Annotated in this window: 17 protein-coding genes; 8 read left to right on the top strand and 9 right to left on the bottom strand. The window is 65.4% G+C overall.

The window, feature by feature from the left end; translation table 11 throughout:
• Window positions 1–97 precede the first annotated feature (97 nt).
• Together ADBZ9O_RS07305 and ADBZ9O_RS07300 are read left to right on the top strand one after the other, a co-directional pair.
• A complete protein-coding gene (locus ADBZ9O_RS07305; protein ID WP_526529789.1) occupies window positions 98–520 on the top strand; it encodes a cupin domain-containing protein in 423 nt (140 codons plus the stop codon).
• Window positions 521–551: 31 nt separating this feature from the next.
• Entirely contained in the window at window positions 552–1871 is a 1320-nt protein-coding gene (locus tag ADBZ9O_RS07300; protein ID WP_526529787.1) for a DUF2867 domain-containing protein, read from the top strand.
• On the opposite strand, the gene purF is transcribed toward ADBZ9O_RS07300, so the two are convergent.
• Window positions 1868–3421: an amidophosphoribosyltransferase gene (purF, locus tag ADBZ9O_RS07295; protein WP_526529785.1), complete on the bottom strand. Its 1554-nt coding sequence runs from the start codon at window positions 3419–3421 to the stop codon at window positions 1868–1870. The two genes, ADBZ9O_RS07300 and purF, sit on opposite strands and share 4 nt — an antisense overlap.
• Before the next feature lie 165 nt (window positions 3422–3586).
• Between purF and ADBZ9O_RS07290 the strand changes: the two genes are divergently transcribed.
• A complete protein-coding gene (locus ADBZ9O_RS07290; protein ID WP_526529783.1) occupies window positions 3587–5077 on the top strand; it encodes an arylsulfatase in 1491 nt (496 codons plus the stop codon).
• A 6-nt stretch (window positions 5078–5083) separates the two neighbouring features.
• Here the strand turns inward: ADBZ9O_RS07290 and ADBZ9O_RS07285 are convergent, their stop codons facing one another.
• Window positions 5084–5476: a sterol carrier family protein gene (locus ADBZ9O_RS07285; protein WP_526529781.1), complete on the bottom strand. Its 393-nt coding sequence runs from the start codon at window positions 5474–5476 to the stop codon at window positions 5084–5086.
• A 98-nt stretch (window positions 5477–5574) separates the two neighbouring features.
• Here ADBZ9O_RS07285 and ADBZ9O_RS07280 point away from each other — a divergent pair, with 98 nt between their 5' ends.
• A complete protein-coding gene (locus tag ADBZ9O_RS07280; RefSeq protein ID WP_526529779.1) occupies window positions 5575–6045 on the top strand; it encodes a PPOX class F420-dependent oxidoreductase in 471 nt (156 codons plus the stop codon).
• On the opposite strand, the gene ADBZ9O_RS07275 is transcribed toward ADBZ9O_RS07280, so the two are convergent.
• Window positions 6042–6587: an Rv0804 family intramembrane glutamic endopeptidase gene (locus ADBZ9O_RS07275; RefSeq protein WP_526529777.1), complete on the bottom strand. Its 546-nt coding sequence runs from the start codon at window positions 6585–6587 to the stop codon at window positions 6042–6044. The two genes, ADBZ9O_RS07280 and ADBZ9O_RS07275, sit on opposite strands and share 4 nt — an antisense overlap.
• A gap of 58 nt (window positions 6588–6645) precedes the next feature.
• On the opposite strand from ADBZ9O_RS07275, the gene ADBZ9O_RS07270 reads away from it, so the two are divergent.
• The gene (locus ADBZ9O_RS07270; RefSeq protein WP_526529775.1) at window positions 6646–8085 is read left to right on the top strand and encodes an alpha/beta hydrolase; all 1440 of its coding nucleotides are present in this window, start codon (window positions 6646–6648) and stop codon (window positions 8083–8085) included.
• Here the strand turns inward: ADBZ9O_RS07270 and ADBZ9O_RS07265 are convergent.
• Entirely contained in the window at window positions 8082–8876 is a 795-nt protein-coding gene (locus tag ADBZ9O_RS07265; RefSeq protein WP_526529773.1) for an SDR family NAD(P)-dependent oxidoreductase, read from the bottom strand. The two genes, ADBZ9O_RS07270 and ADBZ9O_RS07265, sit on opposite strands and share 4 nt — an antisense overlap.
• Before the next feature lie 61 nt (window positions 8877–8937).
• Between ADBZ9O_RS07265 and ADBZ9O_RS07260 the strand changes: the two genes are divergently transcribed.
• Entirely contained in the window at window positions 8938–9543 is a 606-nt protein-coding gene (locus tag ADBZ9O_RS07260) for a TetR/AcrR family transcriptional regulator (protein WP_526529771.1), read from the top strand.
• On the opposite strand, the gene ADBZ9O_RS07255 is transcribed toward ADBZ9O_RS07260, so the two are convergent.
• Genes ADBZ9O_RS07255 through ADBZ9O_RS07235 form a run of 5 tightly spaced genes read right to left on the bottom strand, consistent with a single transcriptional unit; the run spans window position 9540 to window position 16484 of the window.
• Window positions 9540–11264: an alpha/beta hydrolase gene (locus tag ADBZ9O_RS07255; protein ID WP_526529769.1), complete on the bottom strand. Its 1725-nt coding sequence runs from the start codon at window positions 11262–11264 to the stop codon at window positions 9540–9542. The two genes, ADBZ9O_RS07260 and ADBZ9O_RS07255, sit on opposite strands and share 4 nt — an antisense overlap.
• A 4-nt stretch (window positions 11265–11268) precedes the next feature.
• A complete protein-coding gene (gene purL / locus ADBZ9O_RS07250) occupies window positions 11269–13566 on the bottom strand; it encodes a phosphoribosylformylglycinamidine synthase subunit PurL (protein ID WP_526529767.1) in 2298 nt (765 codons plus the stop codon).
• 10 nt (window positions 13567–13576) lie between these two features.
• Window positions 13577–14779, bottom strand: coding sequence for a cation:proton antiporter domain-containing protein (locus ADBZ9O_RS07245; RefSeq protein WP_526529765.1), 1203 nt, complete (start codon window positions 14777–14779; stop codon window positions 13577–13579).
• Between the two features lie 56 nt (window positions 14780–14835).
• Window positions 14836–15186 carry a VOC family protein gene (locus ADBZ9O_RS07240; RefSeq protein ID WP_526529763.1) on the bottom strand — a complete coding sequence of 117 codons (351 nt, stop codon included), beginning with the start codon at window positions 15184–15186 and terminating at the stop codon, window positions 14836–14838.
• Window positions 15183–16484 carry a M18 family aminopeptidase gene (locus ADBZ9O_RS07235; protein ID WP_526529761.1) on the bottom strand — a complete coding sequence of 434 codons (1302 nt, stop codon included), beginning with the start codon at window positions 16482–16484 and terminating at the stop codon, window positions 15183–15185. Before ADBZ9O_RS07235 ends, ADBZ9O_RS07240 begins: the two co-directional genes overlap by 4 nt.
• 50 nt (window positions 16485–16534) lie before the next feature.
• Here ADBZ9O_RS07235 and ADBZ9O_RS07230 point away from each other — a divergent pair, with 50 nt between their 5' ends.
• Entirely contained in the window at window positions 16535–17566 is a 1032-nt protein-coding gene (locus ADBZ9O_RS07230) for a Dyp-type peroxidase (RefSeq protein ID WP_526529759.1), read from the top strand.
• Window positions 17563–18360, top strand: coding sequence for a family 1 encapsulin nanocompartment shell protein (locus ADBZ9O_RS07225; RefSeq protein ID WP_526529757.1), 798 nt, complete (start codon window positions 17563–17565; stop codon window positions 18358–18360). Before ADBZ9O_RS07230 ends, ADBZ9O_RS07225 begins: the two co-directional genes overlap by 4 nt.
• Window positions 18361–18374 lie beyond the last annotated feature (14 nt).

Raw genomic sequence — 18374 nt, 5'->3', positions numbered from 1 at the left:
TACCGGGCCGGAACCCATGCCGGTATCCGCCCGGCAACCCTGGCTCACTGTGCGTTTCCTGGCGTTCTTCCTATGATCCGTGTCACCCTGTCTCACCATGACCGTCCCGCGCCTTCTCATGACCTTGCTCACACTCGTTACAGCAATGCTGTTACCCGCTCACGCGGCGGCTACACCCGGCGAGGGCGTCAGCGCGGTGGTGCTTTCCCAATCCACCGCCGACGGCCATGACTACATCACCCGGGACATCACCATCGCCCCCGGCGGCAGTACCGGCTGGCACTGGCATCAAGGCAGGGTGTTCGGCGTGGTCCTCGACGGAACGCTGACCCACCTCAAAGCCGATTGCACGCTCGACGGCATCTACAACGCGGGCGATCCGATCATCGAGGCGACCGGTCCCGGCAACGTTCACATCGGCCGCAACCTCGGCCCCGACCCCCTGGTGTTGCGGATTCTGTACATCGATCCGGCGGGTAGCCCGCTCTCTGACGACGCCCCCGACCCAGGTTGCGTTTGATCCAAGCACTTAACGGCTACGAATCAACGCTATGAGTACAGACGGTCTTCGCTGCTTGATCACGGGTTCGACGGGATACATCGGCAGCAGGCTGATCCCGGAACTCATCGACCGCGGCTTCGTCGTGCGCGCTATGGCCCGAGATCCGAAGAAACTGTCCGACGTCCCCTGGCACGGCGATGTCGAGGTCGCCCGCGGTGACCTGACCGACCCGAGCAGCCTCGTCGAGGCGTTCGACGGTGTGGACGTCGTCTACTACCTGGCCCACGCCATGGGCACCTCGGACGACTTTGTGACCGCCGAGCGGGATGCGGCCAATAACGTCGCCACTGCGGCCAAGAAGGCCGGTGTCCGCCGGATCGTGTATCTCAGCGGTCTGCACCCGCAGGGAGCTGAGTTGTCCCGGCATCTGCAGTCCAGGACCGCGGTCGGCGATATCCTCATCGCCTCCGGTGTCGAGACGATCGTGCTGCAGGCCGGTGTCGTCATCGGTTCCGGCTCGGCCTCGTTCGAGATGATCCGCCACCTCACCGATCGGTTGCCGGTGATGACGACCCCCAAATGGGTGCACAACACGGTCCAGCCGATCGCGGTGCGCGACGTGCTGCACTATCTGGTCGAGGCGGCCACCGTCACGGTGCCCTGTTCACGCACCTGGGATGTCGGCGGACCCGATGTGCTGGAGTACGGCGACATGATGCAGATCTACGCCGAGGTCGCGGGTCTTCGTCGGCGGCACATCCTGGTTCTGCCGTTCCTGACGCCGACGATTGTGAGCTGGTGGGTGGGACTGGTGACGCCCATCCCGTCGGGACTGGCCCGGCCGCTGGTCGAATCGCTGCACTGTGACGCCGTCGTCGGAGAACGCGATTTCGAGGCGTTGATCCCGGCACCCCCGAACGGATCGACCGGGTACCGCGAATCCGTTGAGCTGGCCATCGACCACATCAACCGAGGTGAGTTCGAGTCGACATGGAGTTCGGCCAGCCCCGCCGAGCCGCTGCCGAGCGACCCCGCCTGGTCAGGTGAGATCGTCCTGTCCGATTCGGTCACGACGACGACCACTATTGCCCCCGACCAGGTCTACGACACCGTGATGGACACCAACCGCGGCCGCTGGCGAGTGGAGTCGACGGAACCGAAAAGTGCGGTCCGGCTTCGCGATCGGGGAAGGGTGCCCGGTGATGCCTGGTTGGATCTGCGGGTCAGTCCGCACGCAGGCGGCGGCAGCACCTTCGATCAGCGGGTCACCTTGTGCCCCCGCGGTCTGCCTGGCCGGCTTTATGCCCTGACGGTCTGGCCGGTACGGCGAATTCTGCTGCGGCGGCGGGTGAATCGCTTGCTGGGCTAGGGTCGGCGCAGCGCCGACGCGTTGTCGTTCTCCGACTGAACCGCGCCGACTGGGCCTGCACCGGCGCGCGCGGCGTTGGCGAGCATGTGCTCGACGACGTTCTTGCCAAGCGCCGTCTCGCTGGGCAGCTCGATCGGGTAGTTACCGTCGAAACATGCACAGCACAACCGGGATTGGGGCTGCTCGGTGGCGCTGACCATGCTCTCCAAGGAGATGTAGCCCAGCGTGTCGGCGCCGATAGCGTGACGGACGGCGTCGATCATCTCCGACTGTGCCCCGTCGGCGTTTGCGGCGTTGGCGATCAGCTCGGCGGGCGAGGCGAAGTCGATGCCATAGAAGCACGGCCACTTCACCGGTGGCGACGCGATGCGGACGTGCACCTCAAGGGCGCCGGCTTCCCGCAACATCCGGATCAGCGCGCGCTGGGTGTTACCGCGGACGATCGAGTCGTCGACGACGATGAGCCGCTTGCCGCGGATCATTTCCTTGAGCGGGTTGAGTTTGAGCCGAATGCCGTTCTGCCGGATGGTCTGCGAGGGCTGAATGAAGGTGCGTCCCACGTAGGCGTTCTTCATCAGGCCCTGCCCGAACGGAATCCCTGATTCCTGGGCGTAACCGACGGCGGCGGGAGTGCCGGACTCGGGGACACCGATCACCAGGTCGCCGTCGATCGGGCTTTCCCTGGCCAGCCTGCGACCGATGTCCACCCGGGTCGAATGCACGGACCGGCCGCCGATCACACTGTCGGGCCGGGCCAGGTAGACGTACTCGAAGACGCAGCCCTTGGGGGTCGGGTTGGCGAATCGGGTCGAGCGGACGCCGTCGGCATCGATCGCCAGCAGTTCGCCGGGCTCGATATCACGGACGAACGATGCGCCGACGATGTCCAGCGCAGCCGTCTCGGAGGCGACCACCCAGCCGCGGTCGAGGCGACCGAGAGATAGCGGCCGTACTCCGTGCGGGTCGCGCGCTGCGTAGAGGGTGTTCTCGTCCATGAACGTCAGACAGAACGCGCCACGGACGGTGGGCAGTAGTGCCAGTGCGGCCTGCTCGAGGGACGAATCCGCTGCACCATGCGCCAGTAGTGCGCCGAGGATGTCGGAATCGGTGGTCGCGGCCGCCGCGCCTCGCATCCCGACCAAACCGGCACTGCGCGCACGGGCCGCCAATTCGGTGGTGTTCACCAGATTGCCGTTGTGACCGAGCGCGACGCCGGTACCTGCGGCCGTATTACGGAAGACAGGCTGGGCGTTCTCCCAGGTGGTGGAGCCGGTGGTCGAGTAACGGCAGTGCCCGATGGCGACGTGACCCTCCATGGCGGCCAGGGTCTGCTCATCGAATACCTGGCTGACCAGGCCGAGATCCTTGAATACCAGCACCTGCGAGCCATCAGCGACGGCAATACCCGCCGCCTCCTGGCCGCGGTGCTGCAAGGCGTAGAGGCCGTAGTAGGTGAGCTTCGCGACTTCTTCGCCGGGTGCCCATACTCCGAACACGCCGCATTCTTCGCGGGGAGCTTCTTCTTCCTGGTCTAACTGTTGGCCAGTCACGATTAGGGGCTGCTTCCCTCGACGCGGTTCGCTGACTTTGTTGAGTCTACGGTCACCTGGCGTTCATGACCGCATCGCGCAGTGTGTCGTTGCGAACACGCCGATCGGGAATACAGTCCGTATGAAGTGCGTCACGCCGACGCCGAAAGATGGACGGGGACAGCTATGACCGACAAACCGAACATTCTGATCATCTGGGGCGACGATATCGGTCAGAGCAACCTGAGCTGCTACAGCGACGGCGTGATGGGTTACCGGACCAAGAACATCGACCGCATCGCGGCAGAAGGTGTCCGCTTCACCGACTACTACGGCGAGCAGAGCTGCACCGCGGGCCGGGCCGCCTTCATCACCGGGCAGAACCCTTATCGCACGGGGATGACGAAGGTCGGCATGCCAGGTGCGCCACTGGGATTGCAGGCCGAGGACCCGACGATCGCCACCGCCCTGAAGGCGCAGGGCTACGCCACCGGCCAGTTCGGCAAGAACCATCTCGGCGATCGAGACGAATTCCTGCCGACGGCGCACGGTTTTGACGAGTTCTTCGGCAACCTCTATCACCTCAACGCCGAGGAGGAACCCGAGAACGTCGACTACCCGAAGGACCCGGAGTTCCGCAAGCGGTTCGGGCCGCGAGGTGTCATGCATACCTGGGCGAACGCGGACGGTACCCAGCGCATCGAGGACACCGGCCCGCTCACCAAGAAACGGATGGAAACCTGCGACGAGGAATTCCGGGACGCCGCAATCGATTTCATCAAGCGCCAGCATGAGGCCGAGACACCGTTTTTCGTATGGTTCAACTCAACCCACATGCACTTTCGGACGCACCCCAAGCCGGAGAGTATCGGCCGGGCCGGTCAGTGGCAGTCCGAGTACCACGACACCATGCTCGACCACGACGATATCGTCGGCGATCTGCTGGGCACCCTCGATGAGTTGGGCATCGCCGACAACACCATCGTCATGTACTCCACCGACAACGGCCCGCATATGAACAGCTGGCCCGACGCCGGGATGACGCCCTTCCGTAACGAGAAGAACTCCAACTGGGAAGGCGCCTACCGGGTGCCTGCTGTGGTGCGCTGGCCCGGCCACATCCCCGCTGGCACCGTGCTGAACGGCATCGTCAGCCATAACGACTGGTTCGTCACACTGTTGGCCGCCGCGGGCGAGCCGGATATCGCCGAGAAGTTGCGTGGCGGTAGCGAGCTCAACGGCACCAGCTTTCACGTGCACCTCGACGGGCACAACCAGCTCGACTACATCACCGGCGCCACCGATGAGAGCCCACGCAAGCACTTCTTCTACGTATCCGATGACGGCGACCTGACGGCACTGCGGTACGACAACTGGAAGATCGTCTTCATGGAGCAACGGGTCGCAGGCACCCTGCAAATCTGGCTGGAGCCGTACGTCGTGCTGCGCGGCCCGAAGCTGTTCAACCTGCGAACCGACCCGTACGAGCGGGCCGACATCACGTCGAATACGTACTTCGACTGGATGCTGGAACGGGTGTTTGTGTTCACCCCGGCCCAGGCCTACGTCGCGAACATGCTGCAGTCCCTTGTCGAGTTCCCGCAGCGGCAGAAGTCGGCCAGCTTCAATCTCGAACAGGTGATGGCGAAGCTGCAGGCCGGTATCCCCGACTCCTGAGCCTGGTCAGCGCAGCGCCACCAGGGGAAGCCACGCGGCCACTTCACTCGCGCGGGATCCCGACAACGCCAGGATTCCGGTTTGGGCGGCGTCATCGACGGTGATCAGTCCGGTCGCCAGCCGCAGCCATGTCCTCGGGTCGGTCTCGACGACGTTGGGTGGAGTGCCGCGGGTGTGTCGGGGCCCGGCGATGCACTGAACGGCCACGAACGGTGGGACCCGCACCTCCACCGACGCGCCCGGCGCCGCGGCGGCCAGCGTCCTGGCCGTCAACCGGACGGCGTCGGCGATCGCGGCGCGCGCCGGCGCCTCGGATTCTGCGTCGTCACGCAACCACTGTTCGACAGCGAGGACTGCGTTTCGCGTCTTTACCGGATCGGCAGTACTGCGTGCGGCCATCACCTAGTTTCGCAGAAGAAACGAGGGGCGCTTGGACACCTGGATCCGCGGGTGGGAACCCTTGACCTCAACCGTCGTTGACGTCCTACCGTCGGGCTATGTCTTTCAAACCACAGCCTTTCAAACCACAGCCTTTCAAACCACACGAGATCGAATACCTCAATGCGGCGGATCTGGGTCGGCTGGCCACCGTAGCGCCCGACGGCACCCCCCAGAACAGCCCGGTCGGGTTCAGTTACAACCAGCAACTCGGCACCATCGATATCGTCGGCTACGGGATGTCGAAGAGCCGGAAGTTCCGAAATATCAGTTCCCAGCCTGCCGTTGCATTTGTCGTCGACGATATCGCGTCGCGGGACCCATGGCGGGTACGCTGCCTGGAAATCCGGGGAACCGCCGAGCAAGCCGAAACTGCTGACGCCCCAACCGAACCCAACGGTGATCAGCTCGATACGGCGATCATCCGGATCACCCCGCACCGCATCATCAGCTTCGGTATCGACGACACCGAGACCGAGCCTCATCTACTCAAGGCCGATAGTCGCGACGTACCCACCACAGCCAGTTAGCGGCGCCGCTGCACCAGCAGCGCGGCCACCGCCCCGGCCTCATTGATCGCCAGGTGGGCCAACGCGGGTGCCAGCAAGCTGCCGGAACGCGTTGCCAGCCAACCGAATACCCAGCCGGCGGTACCCGTGACGAGCACTGTCCCCAGCACGGGTTCACCGGCACCTCGGGCGTCGGGAATATGCGACAGCCCGAAGATGAATGCCTGCAGTAATCGGCCAAGGGCCGGTCCGGCGACATCGGTGGCGACGGTGGCCACCGCGCCGCGGTACAGGGCCTCCTCGGTCCATACCGTGCCGATCGGGATATCGACGAGTAACCACTTCCACGCGGGTTGCGGAAGGATGCGCGCCACCATGCCGGCCCGCACGGCCGGGAGCGCCACGCCGGCAGCCACTCCCGCGGCCACGATCGACGCCGCCACCACGCCCACCCTGATTCCGGAACGCAGCTCGGCACCGGTAAGCCCGGTCGGAGTTCGGGTCAGCGCGGCGACAGCCGTCCCGAAGCCCGCTTTCACCAGCGGGTGATCGCACCGGCCCATGTCGCCACCATATGCGGCACACACCGGGCTCACAGTGAACGCGACGAAGATGTTGGCCGTGCCACCCGCGTCGCCAACGCCGTCCCCGGCTATCCCCACTCCCGCACCACAACTGCTGACGAAGCCCAATTTCCATCACGGGTTATCCCTGCTCGGCGGCTGGTTGCCGATCACCATTGAGATCATCACCGTCATCGCGCTGCTGGTTGTCATCGGCTGGCGCACGCGGCGCTGGCGGTCGTGGTGGATCCCGCTCAGCGTCGCCCTCGGGGTGGCGGGCGCGCTGACCGCGCGGACCTACATGAACTCCCAAGGCCTGGCATCGGATCCGGCCCCGCTGGAACTGTGGATCTGGCTTGCGGTGTGCACGGCATCGATCGCCATCGCGATCTTCGGCTGGCGTAGCGCCCAGTGGTGGCGTCGTGCCCTGTCGCTGGTGCTGATCCCGTTGGCTCTGGTGACCACGCTGGTGGAGCTCAACCGCTGGGTGGGCTACTACCCGAGCGTGCAGGCGGCCTGGGGTTCTTGGACGGCGGGACCACTACCGAACCAGACCGATCTCGCGTCGCTTCCCGGCCTGCGCAATACCTCGCCGACGACCGGCAAACTGGTCGAGGTCACCATCCCGGACACCGCGAGCGGCTTCACACACCGCAACGAGTACGTGTACCTGCCACCGGCCTGGTTCGCCGGAGCCACGCCACCGGCCCTGCCCGTCGTGATGATGGTCGCCGGTGAGTTCAACACCCCGGCCGACTGGATGCGCAGCGGCAACATCATGCCGGTGATCGACAGCTACGCGCACAACAACGGTGGCCTCGCACCGATATTCGTCTTCGTCGATTCGGGCGGCCGGTTCAACAACGACACCGAATGTGTCGACGGACCCCGCGGGAACTCTGCCGACCATCTCACCAAAGACGTTCGGCCCTATGTTAGTTCCCAGTTCGGGGCGTCCACGCAGGCAACGAACTGGGGCGTCATCGGGTGGTCGATGGGTGGCACGTGCGCCATCGACCTGACGGTCATGCACCCCGATCTGTTCAGTGCGTTCGTCGATATCGCCGGCGATCACGGCCCCACCGCAGGCACCAAGGAGCAGACGATCGACCGACTGTACGGCGGCGACGCACGGCAGTGGGGGGCGTTCGATCCCGCCACGGTGATGACGGCCCACGGCCCCTACACCGGGGTTTCCGGTTGGTTCGAAGACACCGTGACACCACAGTCCGACACATCAACATCACCGCAGTTCGGCGACAGACCCAAGCCGAATTCGCCGTTGGGCTTCGGCGGGAACGACGATTTCAAGGACACCGACGAGACGGGTGCGGCCGAGGATCTCTGCACCGTTGGCGCAGGCGTGGGCATCGCCTGCACGGTGCACACGCTGGTCAGCTACCACACCTGGCAGTTCGCGGCGCAGGCGTTCTCCGATGCCCTGCCCTGGCTGGCCGGTCAGATCAAGACGCCTCAGACGACGGTCGCTGCCGGCTAGTGCGCGGGTCGCAGCAGACGCTTACCGATCAGCGCCGCAAGCCAACCTGGCGAGAACTGCCCGGACTGCGCCATCAGCCAATTGCGTAACCCGGGAACGACGACCGGCCGCCCGCGGTCGAGCGCGCGTAGGCCGGCAGCCACCACCGGTTCGGGTTTGGCCAGATTCCGATAGATCGCCGTATGGGAAACGTCAGAACCCAGGGCGCTGACAAAACCCGTCTCAGTGGGCCCGGGGCATAACGCGGTGACCATGACGCCGGTGCCTTTCGTCTCCGCCCACAGCGCCTGGCTGAAGGAGAGCACGAAGGCCTTCGAGGCGCCGTAGACCGTCTGGTACGGGCCGGGTTGGAACGCAATCACCGAAGCGACGTTGAGGATGCCGCCGTGGCCGCGCTCCAGCATTCCCGGCAGCACCGCATAGGTCAGCCGGACCAGCGCGGCGATGTTCACGGCAATCAGCTCATGTTCGCGGATGGGGTCTGTGTCGGCGAAGGCGCCGTAGGTCCCGAAGCCGGCGTTGTTGACCAGGACGTCGACCGGGCGGGCGTCGAGGTGGGCCAGCAGCGCATCCAATCCTGCGGGCGCGGCTAGATCGCCAACCACGAGTTCGATATCGACGTCCGGCGCAATGCCGTGCACCCGTTGCCGGACCGCGGCCAGTCGTTCCTCATCGCGACCGGCCAGCACCAGCGACATTCCCCGTCGCACCAGTTGTTCAGCGAAAATCGCTCCGAAACCCGAACTGGCGCCTGTGATCACGGCCCATCCGGTGTTGCTGTCGTTCGCCATGACGCTCCCTCATCTCGATGTTGATGTCTTTAACATAGGGCGGAATGTTAATATCGTCAACATGTCGGGCGCACGCAAGACCTATCACCATGGGGATCTCAAACGCGCCCTCACTGCCGCAGCGCTGACCTTGGTGGCAGAGAAGGGACCGAAGGGGTTCAGCCTGAGCGAGGCGGCCCGGCGCGCCGGTGTGAGTGTGGCGGCGCCGTACCGGCATTTCACCGATAAAGCCGATCTCCTTGCAGCAGTCGCCGAACAGGGTTTCGTCGAACTCCACGAGGCCCTGACCGCGGTCAAGGGCACCACCACCGACGTGCGGGAACAAGTGATCGAACTCGGCAGGGCCTACGTCCGGTGGGCCGTTACGCACCCCGACCACTACCAGGTGATGTTCGGCAGCGAAGTATCCAAGGCCGATCATCCCGGTCTGCAGGTCGCGGGCGAAGCCGCGTTCAGCGATCTTCTCGACGCGGTCACCCGCTGCCAGCAGGCCGGGTTGATATCGGGTCAGGACCCTCTCGATGCCGCAGTGCCGTTGTGGTCGCTGGTGCACGGCATCGCCTCACTGGCCAGCGGCGGCGATCTCAAACAGGTTGGGATCGAAGACGATCCGGAAGATCTGGTGGCCCGCGCCGTAGCCAGCGGGCTGCAGATCGACCCGGACTAGTACTCCGGGCCGCCCGACTTTTCCAGCGCGGCGCGGACCCGTTCGGTGTCAGCGACGGTCCAGCCATCGGGCGGGATCACCGCGGCCCAGCCGTCGAGCACCGAGTAGCCGTAGTTGTGGCCATGTCCGCCAGGCATTCCCGCGGCATTGGTCATATCTGCGGCCACCTGCCAGAACGTCACTATCGGATACCAGCGCATCGACGCCGTCCGGTCGAAGCCTGGCGGTTCGACCAGCCAATCTGGCCTGTTGAACATCAGATCCGGCGACCACCAGGTGATCGGATCCGAGGGGTGCTGGACGAACAGCACTCGGGTGCCTTCCCAGGGCGGTGCAGCGATCTCCGCGATATCGGGCCCGTTGGCGAAGCGCACGGTGCGCCCGTTGTCGTATCGCGGCCGCACTTGCGGTGTCCCGGGGTCGCGCCGTTGCTCCAACGCGCTCCACAGCGGGCTTGCGTTCGGCGGCCCCACCCAGAGCACGGCGTCGAAACCCATCCTGACGATGTCCGGCAGGTAGCCGAAGGCGCCCTGCCCGGCCATCGAACCGAGACTCTCGCCGTAGAGCGCCAACTTGGGTCGTTGCTCGGGCGGTCGTTGGACCCACCTGTCGTGAACGGTGTCCACCAGCAGCCGACCGACGTCCATCGAGCGTTGCTGATCGCCGAGGAACGAAATCCAACTCGGCAGATAGGAGTACTGCACGGCGACCAGCGCGGTATCGCCGTTGTACATCGTCTCGATGGCCCGTGCGGCGATCGGGTCCACCCAGCCGGTGCCGGTGGTCGGAACGATCACCAGCAGCTTCCGGTCGAATGCGCCGGTGCGTTCGAGCTCGCTACTCACGACGGCCATCCGGCCCTCATCGGTGTCCGCAGTCTGCAGCCCTGCATAAATACGGATGGGTTCCTTGGCAGGGGCGCCGTTGATCGCGGTGAGCTCTGCGGCATCAGGACCGGCGGCGACGAAGTTGCGGCCCTGGAATCCCAGGGTGTCCCAGGGGGCGAACGAGTTCGGGCTGCCTGACCGTTCTCGGGCCATCGGTTGTTCGATACCGTCGCCGGTGGTGGAGTTCTGCGGCTGGAACACACCACTTGCCCCGGCCAGAAACCCCCGCAGCAATACACCGTTGACCAACGTGATGACCAGAACCGCCACCACCGCGGTTCCGATGAACAGCGCCACTTCGTCGTTGACATGCCAGCGCCGGATCAACACCCGGGCCAGGAGTTTGATCGCATCAAGCACCACCCGGGCCACGCCCACCGATACCCCGCCGGCAATGACCGCGATGATCAACGTGCGGTAGTAGCCCAGCGTGGCTGGACCTTCCATCCCCAGCAAGGTCGATACCTGCCGCTGCCAGGCGGCGGCAGGTATCACGATCAGGATGCTGACGACGACCGAGAGCACCACCACCGAAGTATTGAGCCCGGCTTGCACTTTCTTCGTCGGCGGCCACCACGACCGACCACGTAAAACGAAGCGCCGGAACGCCTTTCCGATCGCCACTCCCAGCCCGTAGCCGATCGCGGCGTTGATACCACCGATGAGTCCGGCGAACAGCCAGTCCCTTGGCAGCAGCGACGGGGTCAACGACAGACAGAAGAACAACGCCCCGAATCCGATACCCACGAAATCCAGCCGAAGCAGGCTCCAGGCCCATTCCAGCAGTGGGTGGCGTTGGTGCTGCTCGACCGGCGCGGCCGGGGTCGTCGACACCTGCTTACCCGAACAGCTTCGGGAGCACGCCCTCCCACGTGCTGCGCAGCTCGGCCAGGGACACCGAGAACTGACCTTGGACCTCGACCTCGTCAGATCCCTGGTCCGCAACCCCGATCCGGGTGGCGGGCAGGCCTCGCGCCTCGCACATCGCGCGGAAGCGGCTCTCTTCGGTGCGCGGCACGGCGACCAGCGCCCGGCCCGCGGATTCGGAGAACAAGAAGACGAACGGATCTGCCCCCTCGGGAAGCACAATGCGACAACCGGTTTCGCCGGCCAGTGCGGCCTCGACGACCGCCTGGATCAGGCCGCCCTCGCTCAGGTCATGTGCGGCCGAGACCAGACCGTCGCGTGACGCCGCGGCCAGCACCTCGGCCAGTAGCTTCTCGCGCAACAGATCAACCTTGGGGGGCACCCCGCCGAGGTGATCGGCGGTGACCTGAGCCCAGATGGAGCCGTCGAACTCGTCATGGGTGTCGCCGAGCAGAATCAACGTCTCGCCTGGCTCGTTACCCAGCCCGGTCGGGATCCGTCGGGCCACATCGTCGATGACACCGAGCACACCCACCACGGGGGTCGGCAGGATCGCCGTCGAACCGGTCTGGTTGTAAAAGCTGACGTTACCGCCGGTCACCGGAATGCCAAGGACCGCACAACCATCGGCGAGTCCATGAACCGCCTGAGAGAACTGCCACATGACGCCGGGGTCCTCCGGCGAGCCGAAGTTCAGGCAGTTGGTCACCGCGACCGGTACGGCGCCGGTGACGCCGACATTGCGGTAAGCCTCGGCCAGGGCAAGCTGTGCGCCGGTGTAGGGGTCGAGTTGGGTGTAGCGACCCGACGCATCAGTCGACAAAGTGATTCCGCGCCCGGTCTTTTCGTCGATGCGCAGCACACCGCCGTCGGCATGCTCGGCGAGCACCGTATTGCCCCGCACATATCGGTCGTACTGCTCGGTGATGAACGCCCGGCTGCACAGGTGCGGACTGCCAAGCAGCGCAAGCACAGTCGCGCGCAGCTCGTCAGGAGTGGCCGGCCTAGGTATCGAGGCGGACGTGTCGGCGATCAACGCGTCCTGGGTGTCGGGGCGCTGGACCGGGCGGTGGTACACCGGGCCCTCGAGCGCCACGGTGCGCGGCGGCACGTCGACCACCGTCTCGCCGTTCCAGGTGATGTGCAGCCGGTCGCCGTCGGTGACCTCACCGATGACCGAGGCCAGCACCTCCCATTTGCGGCAGACCGCCATGAACGCATCCACGTTCTCCGGCGCGACGACGGCGCACATCCGCTCCTGCGATTCGCTGGAGAGAATTTCCGCCGGGGTCATGTACTTGGCTCGCTGCGGTACCTTCTCCAACTCGATAGACATACCGCCGTCGCCTGCGGCGGCGAGTTCGGAAGTAGCACAGGATAATCCGGCACCGCCGAGATCCTGGATACCGATCACCAACCCGGCGGCATAGAGCTCAAGGCAGCATTCGATCAGCACCTTCTCCATGAACGGATCGCCGACCTGAACCGACGGCAGCTTCTTGCGGCCGGGACCTTCGCCCTCATCGCCGCCGAAGGTCTCCGACGCCAGCACCGACACACCGCCGATACCGTCGAGGCCGGTGCGGGCGCCGAACAGGATGATCTTGTTGCCGGCACCGGAGGCGAAGGCCAGGTGCAGATCTTCCTTGCGCAGTACGCCGACGCACAGCGCGTTGACCAACGGGTTACCGGCGTAGGACGCGTCGAACACGGTCTCGCCGCCGATGTTGGGCAGGCCCAGCGAGTTGCCGTAGCCACCGACACCGCGGACGACGCCGTCGAGGACGCGTCGGGTGTCGGGCGCATCGGCGGCGCCGAAACGCAGCTGGTCCATCACCGCGACGGGACGGGCGCCCATCGCCATGATGTCGCGGACGATGCCACCGACGCCGGTCGCGGCACCCTGGTAGGGCTCCACGTAGGAGGGGTGGTTATGCGATTCGACCTTGAACGTGACGGCCCAGCCATCACCGATATCGACGACGCCGGCGTTCTCGCCGATACCGGCCAGCATGCCGGCCCGCATCTCGTCGGTGGTGGTCTCCCCGAAGTAACGCAGGTGCACCTTGGAGGATTTGTAGGAGCAGTGCTCGCTCCACATCACCGAATACATGGCGAGCTCGGCGTCGGTGGGGCGCCGGCCGAGGATCTCCCTGATCCGGGAGTATTCGTCATCCTTGAGCCCGAGCTCACGGAATGGTTGCGGCTGATCGGGCGACGCCGAGGCGCGCTCGACGGTATCGACTTCGTGCGAGTGCGCGGATGTCACGGGAGACAGTTTATTCGCTTTGCCGGCGGGCGAACGCCCGCGCCGCGACGGGGCCCCCGAATCCGTGTAACAGGACGCTGCCCAGCACCACCACCACCATGGTCAGCAGGACGGTGTGCTCGGCGGGATCGTCGAGCACATTGAACGCCAGCAGCCCGAAAACAATGGCTGCGGCGCCGCGCGGGCCCAGCCAGCCCAGCAATAGCCGCTCTCCCCAACTGAACTTCGAGCCCAGCATCGCCACCAGCACCGGCAGCATCCGCACCACTGTCAGCGCGAGCACGCAGAAAACCACCACGCCGACGGTCAGGCCGGCCTGCCAGTAGGCGAGCAACGCCACCCCACCGAAGACAAACCACATCGCGGCCGTCAGGAGGAAGCTCAGGTCCTCCAGCAGCTCCAGCTCCCTCTCGGCATCTGGCGAATGCCGGAAATAGTGGTAACCGATACCGCACAGGAATGCCGCGACGAAACCGTTGCCGTGCCATCCGACAGTCACGGTGTAGGCCAGGGCGGGTGCGGCGACCACGATGATGCGTTTGGACTGTTCGGTCATCCGGTTGTTGCGCTCGGCGACGTTGGTGGCAATCGCCAGTCCAGCCCCGACCACCAGCCCGACGAAAACGGCCTTCGCCGAGTGCGGGAGAGCGGCACTTAACTGCCCCCACACCGAGCCCGCTTGCACCTGCTCGTCGGCGACGGCGAGGGCGAAGATGAAGATCGGCGAGAGGATGCCGTCGTTGTAACCGGCCTCGACATTGAGCAGATCACTGACCCGGCCGGGGACCTGCCCGTCGCGCACGATCCACGGGGCAGGGGCGAAGTCAATCGGTACCACGATGCACGCGATCACCACCACCGTCGCCAGCGACAGCCCCGGCAACAGCCAAAGGCCAAGCAGCACAGCAAATCCCATGCTCAGAGGCAGCGCCACGAACAACAGCCGGGTGGCCGAACGCGGATGGGCGCCGAAGAGCCCGGCGCGCATCGCGTTGGCGTCGACGAACAGCAGTACCGCGAGGATGATCTTGGCGGCCTGCTCGGCGGTGTGGGAATTGAGGGTGTCGGCCAGCGAGCCGTGGGTGGTGTATTCGACGACCGCGCCGGCAAGTAGAAGAAATAGCGGCGAGGTGATGCGCCACCGTTCCAGGCGCTTAGCAGACAGCGCCCAGGCAGCCAGGACGAGCGCAATTGCGATCAGCGACAGCAACACGTGGGTGATCTTGCCAGCGCGAGCTGGCCCTGTCCGAGTGTGTCAGCTCGCCACGGTCAGTGCCCGGCGGCCACACAAAACGCGTTGCCTGCCGGGTCCGCGAGCACCACCCAGCGGAACCCGCCGCCCATATCGTGGCGACCGGTCTCGGTCGCGCCGAGCTCGACCAGGCGGGCGACCTCGGCGTCGACCTCGGTTGCGGTGAAATCGATGTGTACCCGGTTTTTATCCGGGGTGGGGGCACTGACCCGCTGGAAGCCCAGCTGCGGGCCGGCGTCACGCGCCACGATGACGAACTCGCCAGGCATCACGGCGTTCACCGTTCCGCCGGCCGCCTCGGCCCACCAAGCCGCGAGGGCGTCGGGGTCCGCACAGTCGAACGTGATCATTTCAACGGAGAGGTTCATGGCGCGACTGTAGAAGGATCCGGTGACAGAAAAGCCTGCAATGCCGCCGAGTACGCCGCGACATCGTCGGCGCCCATCAACTCGCGGGCCGAGTGCATGGCCAGCTGGGCGGCGCCGACGTCGACGGTCGGGATACCGGTGCGGGCCGCGGTCATCGGGCCGATGGTGGATCCGCACGGCAGGTCGGCGCGATGTTCATAACGCTGCAGCGGCACCCCGGCCTGGCGACAGGCCAGTTCGAACACCCCTGCGGTGCGCCCGTCGGTGGCGTAACGCAGATTGGGCTGCACCTTGAGCACGGGCCCGCCGTTGACCTCGATGAGGTGATAGGGCTCGTGGCGCTCCGGATAGTTCGGGTGGGTGGCGTGGGCCATGTCCCCCGAGGCAACCATCGAGCCCGTCAGGCGGCGCAGGAAATCCTCCCGCGAGCTTGAACTCTGCCGCGCGCCGCCCGCAGCACTGAGCACGATCCGCTCCAGCGTCGTGATCAGCAGGTCCGACTGGGCACCGTGATCCGATGTCGAGCCGACCTCTTCATGGTCGAACAACGCCAGCACCGGGACGAAGCCCCGCGGCTCGGCGGCGAGAAACGCTTCCAGCCCGGCGTAGCAGGTGCCCTGGTTGTCCAATCGCGGTGCGCTGACGAACTCGCCCCTGGCGCCGGTGACCGCCGACGGGTTCAGGTCATGGGTCATCAGGTCGAAACCCAGCACGTCATCGACATCGACACCCACCTGCTCGGCGACATACGCCAGGAAGGATCGTGACGTGTCACCGAGACCCCAGACCGCGTTGACGTGGCGCTGCGGGTCCAGGCTGACGCCTTTGCGATCGTCGGACAGGTGGATGGCCAGCTGCGGGACCCGCAACAGCGGGGTGTCGATGCGAACCAGTCGATCCGCCACCCCGTTCTCGACATCGTTGTGCCGTACCGAGATTCGCCCGGAGATCCCCAGATCGCGATCCAGCCACGAATTCAGCCAGGCGCCGCCGTAGGGCTGCAACGCCACCACATTCCAGCCCGCGACCGTCCGATCGGGATGTTGTTTGACCCGAAGGTTCGGGCTGTCGGTGTGGCCGCCGATGATGCGGAACGGTAATTCGGGCTTGTGGCTGTCCCAGGCCACCAGGGAACCAGCGCGCACCACGAAGTACCGTCCGCCGCCCGGCCAGGCGGCCGCTTCAGACAACTGCCGGTACCCGGCGGCACGTAACCGCGCCGCCACCGTCTCGCAGACGTGGAACGGTGACGGTGAGGAATCGATGAAATCGCACAGACCCTGTGCACTGGCGGACATATGGACATCCTTATCCAGATCGGCAACTAGTTTCACGTTAGGGTCTGACCGTGCCCGCCCCACTGCCACAGGCCGTTACGGCACCACTGACGCCCGCAGCCATATTTCTGGTGGCCACCATCAACGATGGCGGCGAAGAAGCCGTGCATGACGCCCTCGGCGATCTGTCCGGTCTGGTGCGCGCGGTAGGTTTCCGCGACCCGGCCAAACTGCTGTCGTTGGTGACGTCCATCGGCTCGCAGGCCTGGGATCGGCTGTTCGCCGGACCCCGGCCCGCCGAACTGCATCCGTTCATCGAGCTCGAGGGTCCCCGCCACCATGCCCCGGCGACACCGGGCGATCTGCTGTTCCATATCAAGGCGGTGTCATTGGACTTTGCGTTCGAACTCGCCCACCGCATCCTCGACTCCATGTCCGGCGCCCTCACCGTCGTCGACGAAGTCCAGGGCTTCAAATTTTTCGACAACCGCGACCTGATGGGGTTCGTCGACGGCACCGAGAATCCCAGCGGTGCACTCGCGATCAACTCCACCGCGATCGGGGACGAAGATCCCGACTTCGCCGGCGGCTGCTACGTCCACGTGCAGAAGTACCTTCATGCGATGACCGAATGGGAAGCTCTGCCCGTCGCTGAGCAGGAAAAGGTGATCGGCCGCACCAAGCTCGAAGACATCGAGATGGACGACGATCTCAAACCCGCCAATTCGCATCTGGCGTTGAACGTGATCACCGATGCCGACGGCAACGAGTTGAAGATCGTCCGGCACAACATGCCCTTCGGCGAGCTAGGCAAGGCGGAGTTCGGCACCTATTACATCGCGTACTCGCGCACCCCTGCGGTCACCGAGCGGATGCTGCGCAACATGTTCATCGGTGACCCGCCCGGTAACACCGATCGCATCCTTGATTTCTCCACCGCGATCACCGGCGGCATGTTCTTCACCCCGGCCGCGGATCTTCTCGACGACCTGCCCCCGCTACCCGGCGTTGCGTCATCTCTCCCACCCGCCTCATCTTCTACCGCCGTTGCGCCCGCCGCGGGTGCACTGTCGATCGGCAGTCTGAAAGGACAACCGCAATGAACAACCTTTACCGTGAATTGGCCCCGATCACCGAAGCCGCTTGGGATGAAATCGAATTGGAGGCCACCCGAACGTTCAAGCGACACATCGCCGGTCGACGGGTGGTGGATGTCAGCGAACCGGGCGGCCCGGTGACCGCCGCCATCAGCACCGGCCATCTGCTGGACGTGGCCCCGCCCGGTGAGGGCGTTCAATCGCATCTGCGCGACGCCCGACCACTGGTCCGGTTGCGGGTGCCGTTCACGGTGAACCGCTCAGATATCGACGATGTCGAGCGCGGCTCGCAGGATTCCGATTGGGATCCGGTCAAGGACGCCGCCAAGAAGCTCGCCTTCGTCGAGGACCGGGCGATCTTCGAAGGGTACGAAGCGGCGTCGATCGGCGGCATCCGCAAGTGCAGCTCCAACCCCGCGCTGGCATTGCCGTCGGACCCCAAAGAAATCCCCGACGTGATCTCCCAGGCGCTGTCAGAGCTGCGACTGGCCGGTGTCGACGGGCCGTACTCGGTGCTGCTGTCGGCCGACGTCTACACCCAGGTCAGCGAGACCACCGCCCACGGCTATCCGATCCGTGAGCACCTCAACCGACTGGTCGACGGTGAGATCATCTGGGCGCCCGCCATCGACGGCGCGTTCGTGCTGAGCACCCGCGGCGGTGATTTCGACCTCCAGCTGGGTACCGACGTGTCGATCGGCTACCTGTCCCACGATGCCGCCACCGTGGCGCTGTATCTGGAAGAGACCCTGACGTTCCTCTGCTACACCGCCGAGGCATCGGTGGCGCTCAGCCCGTAACAGTGGCGCCGGCT

The organism is Mycobacterium sp., from assembly GCF_965229105.1.
Lineage (GTDB): Bacteria > Actinomycetota > Actinomycetes > Mycobacteriales > Mycobacteriaceae > Mycobacterium.
Note: the sequence above shows the minus strand (reverse complement) of the source record. Positions and strands in the feature narration are given on the sequence as shown.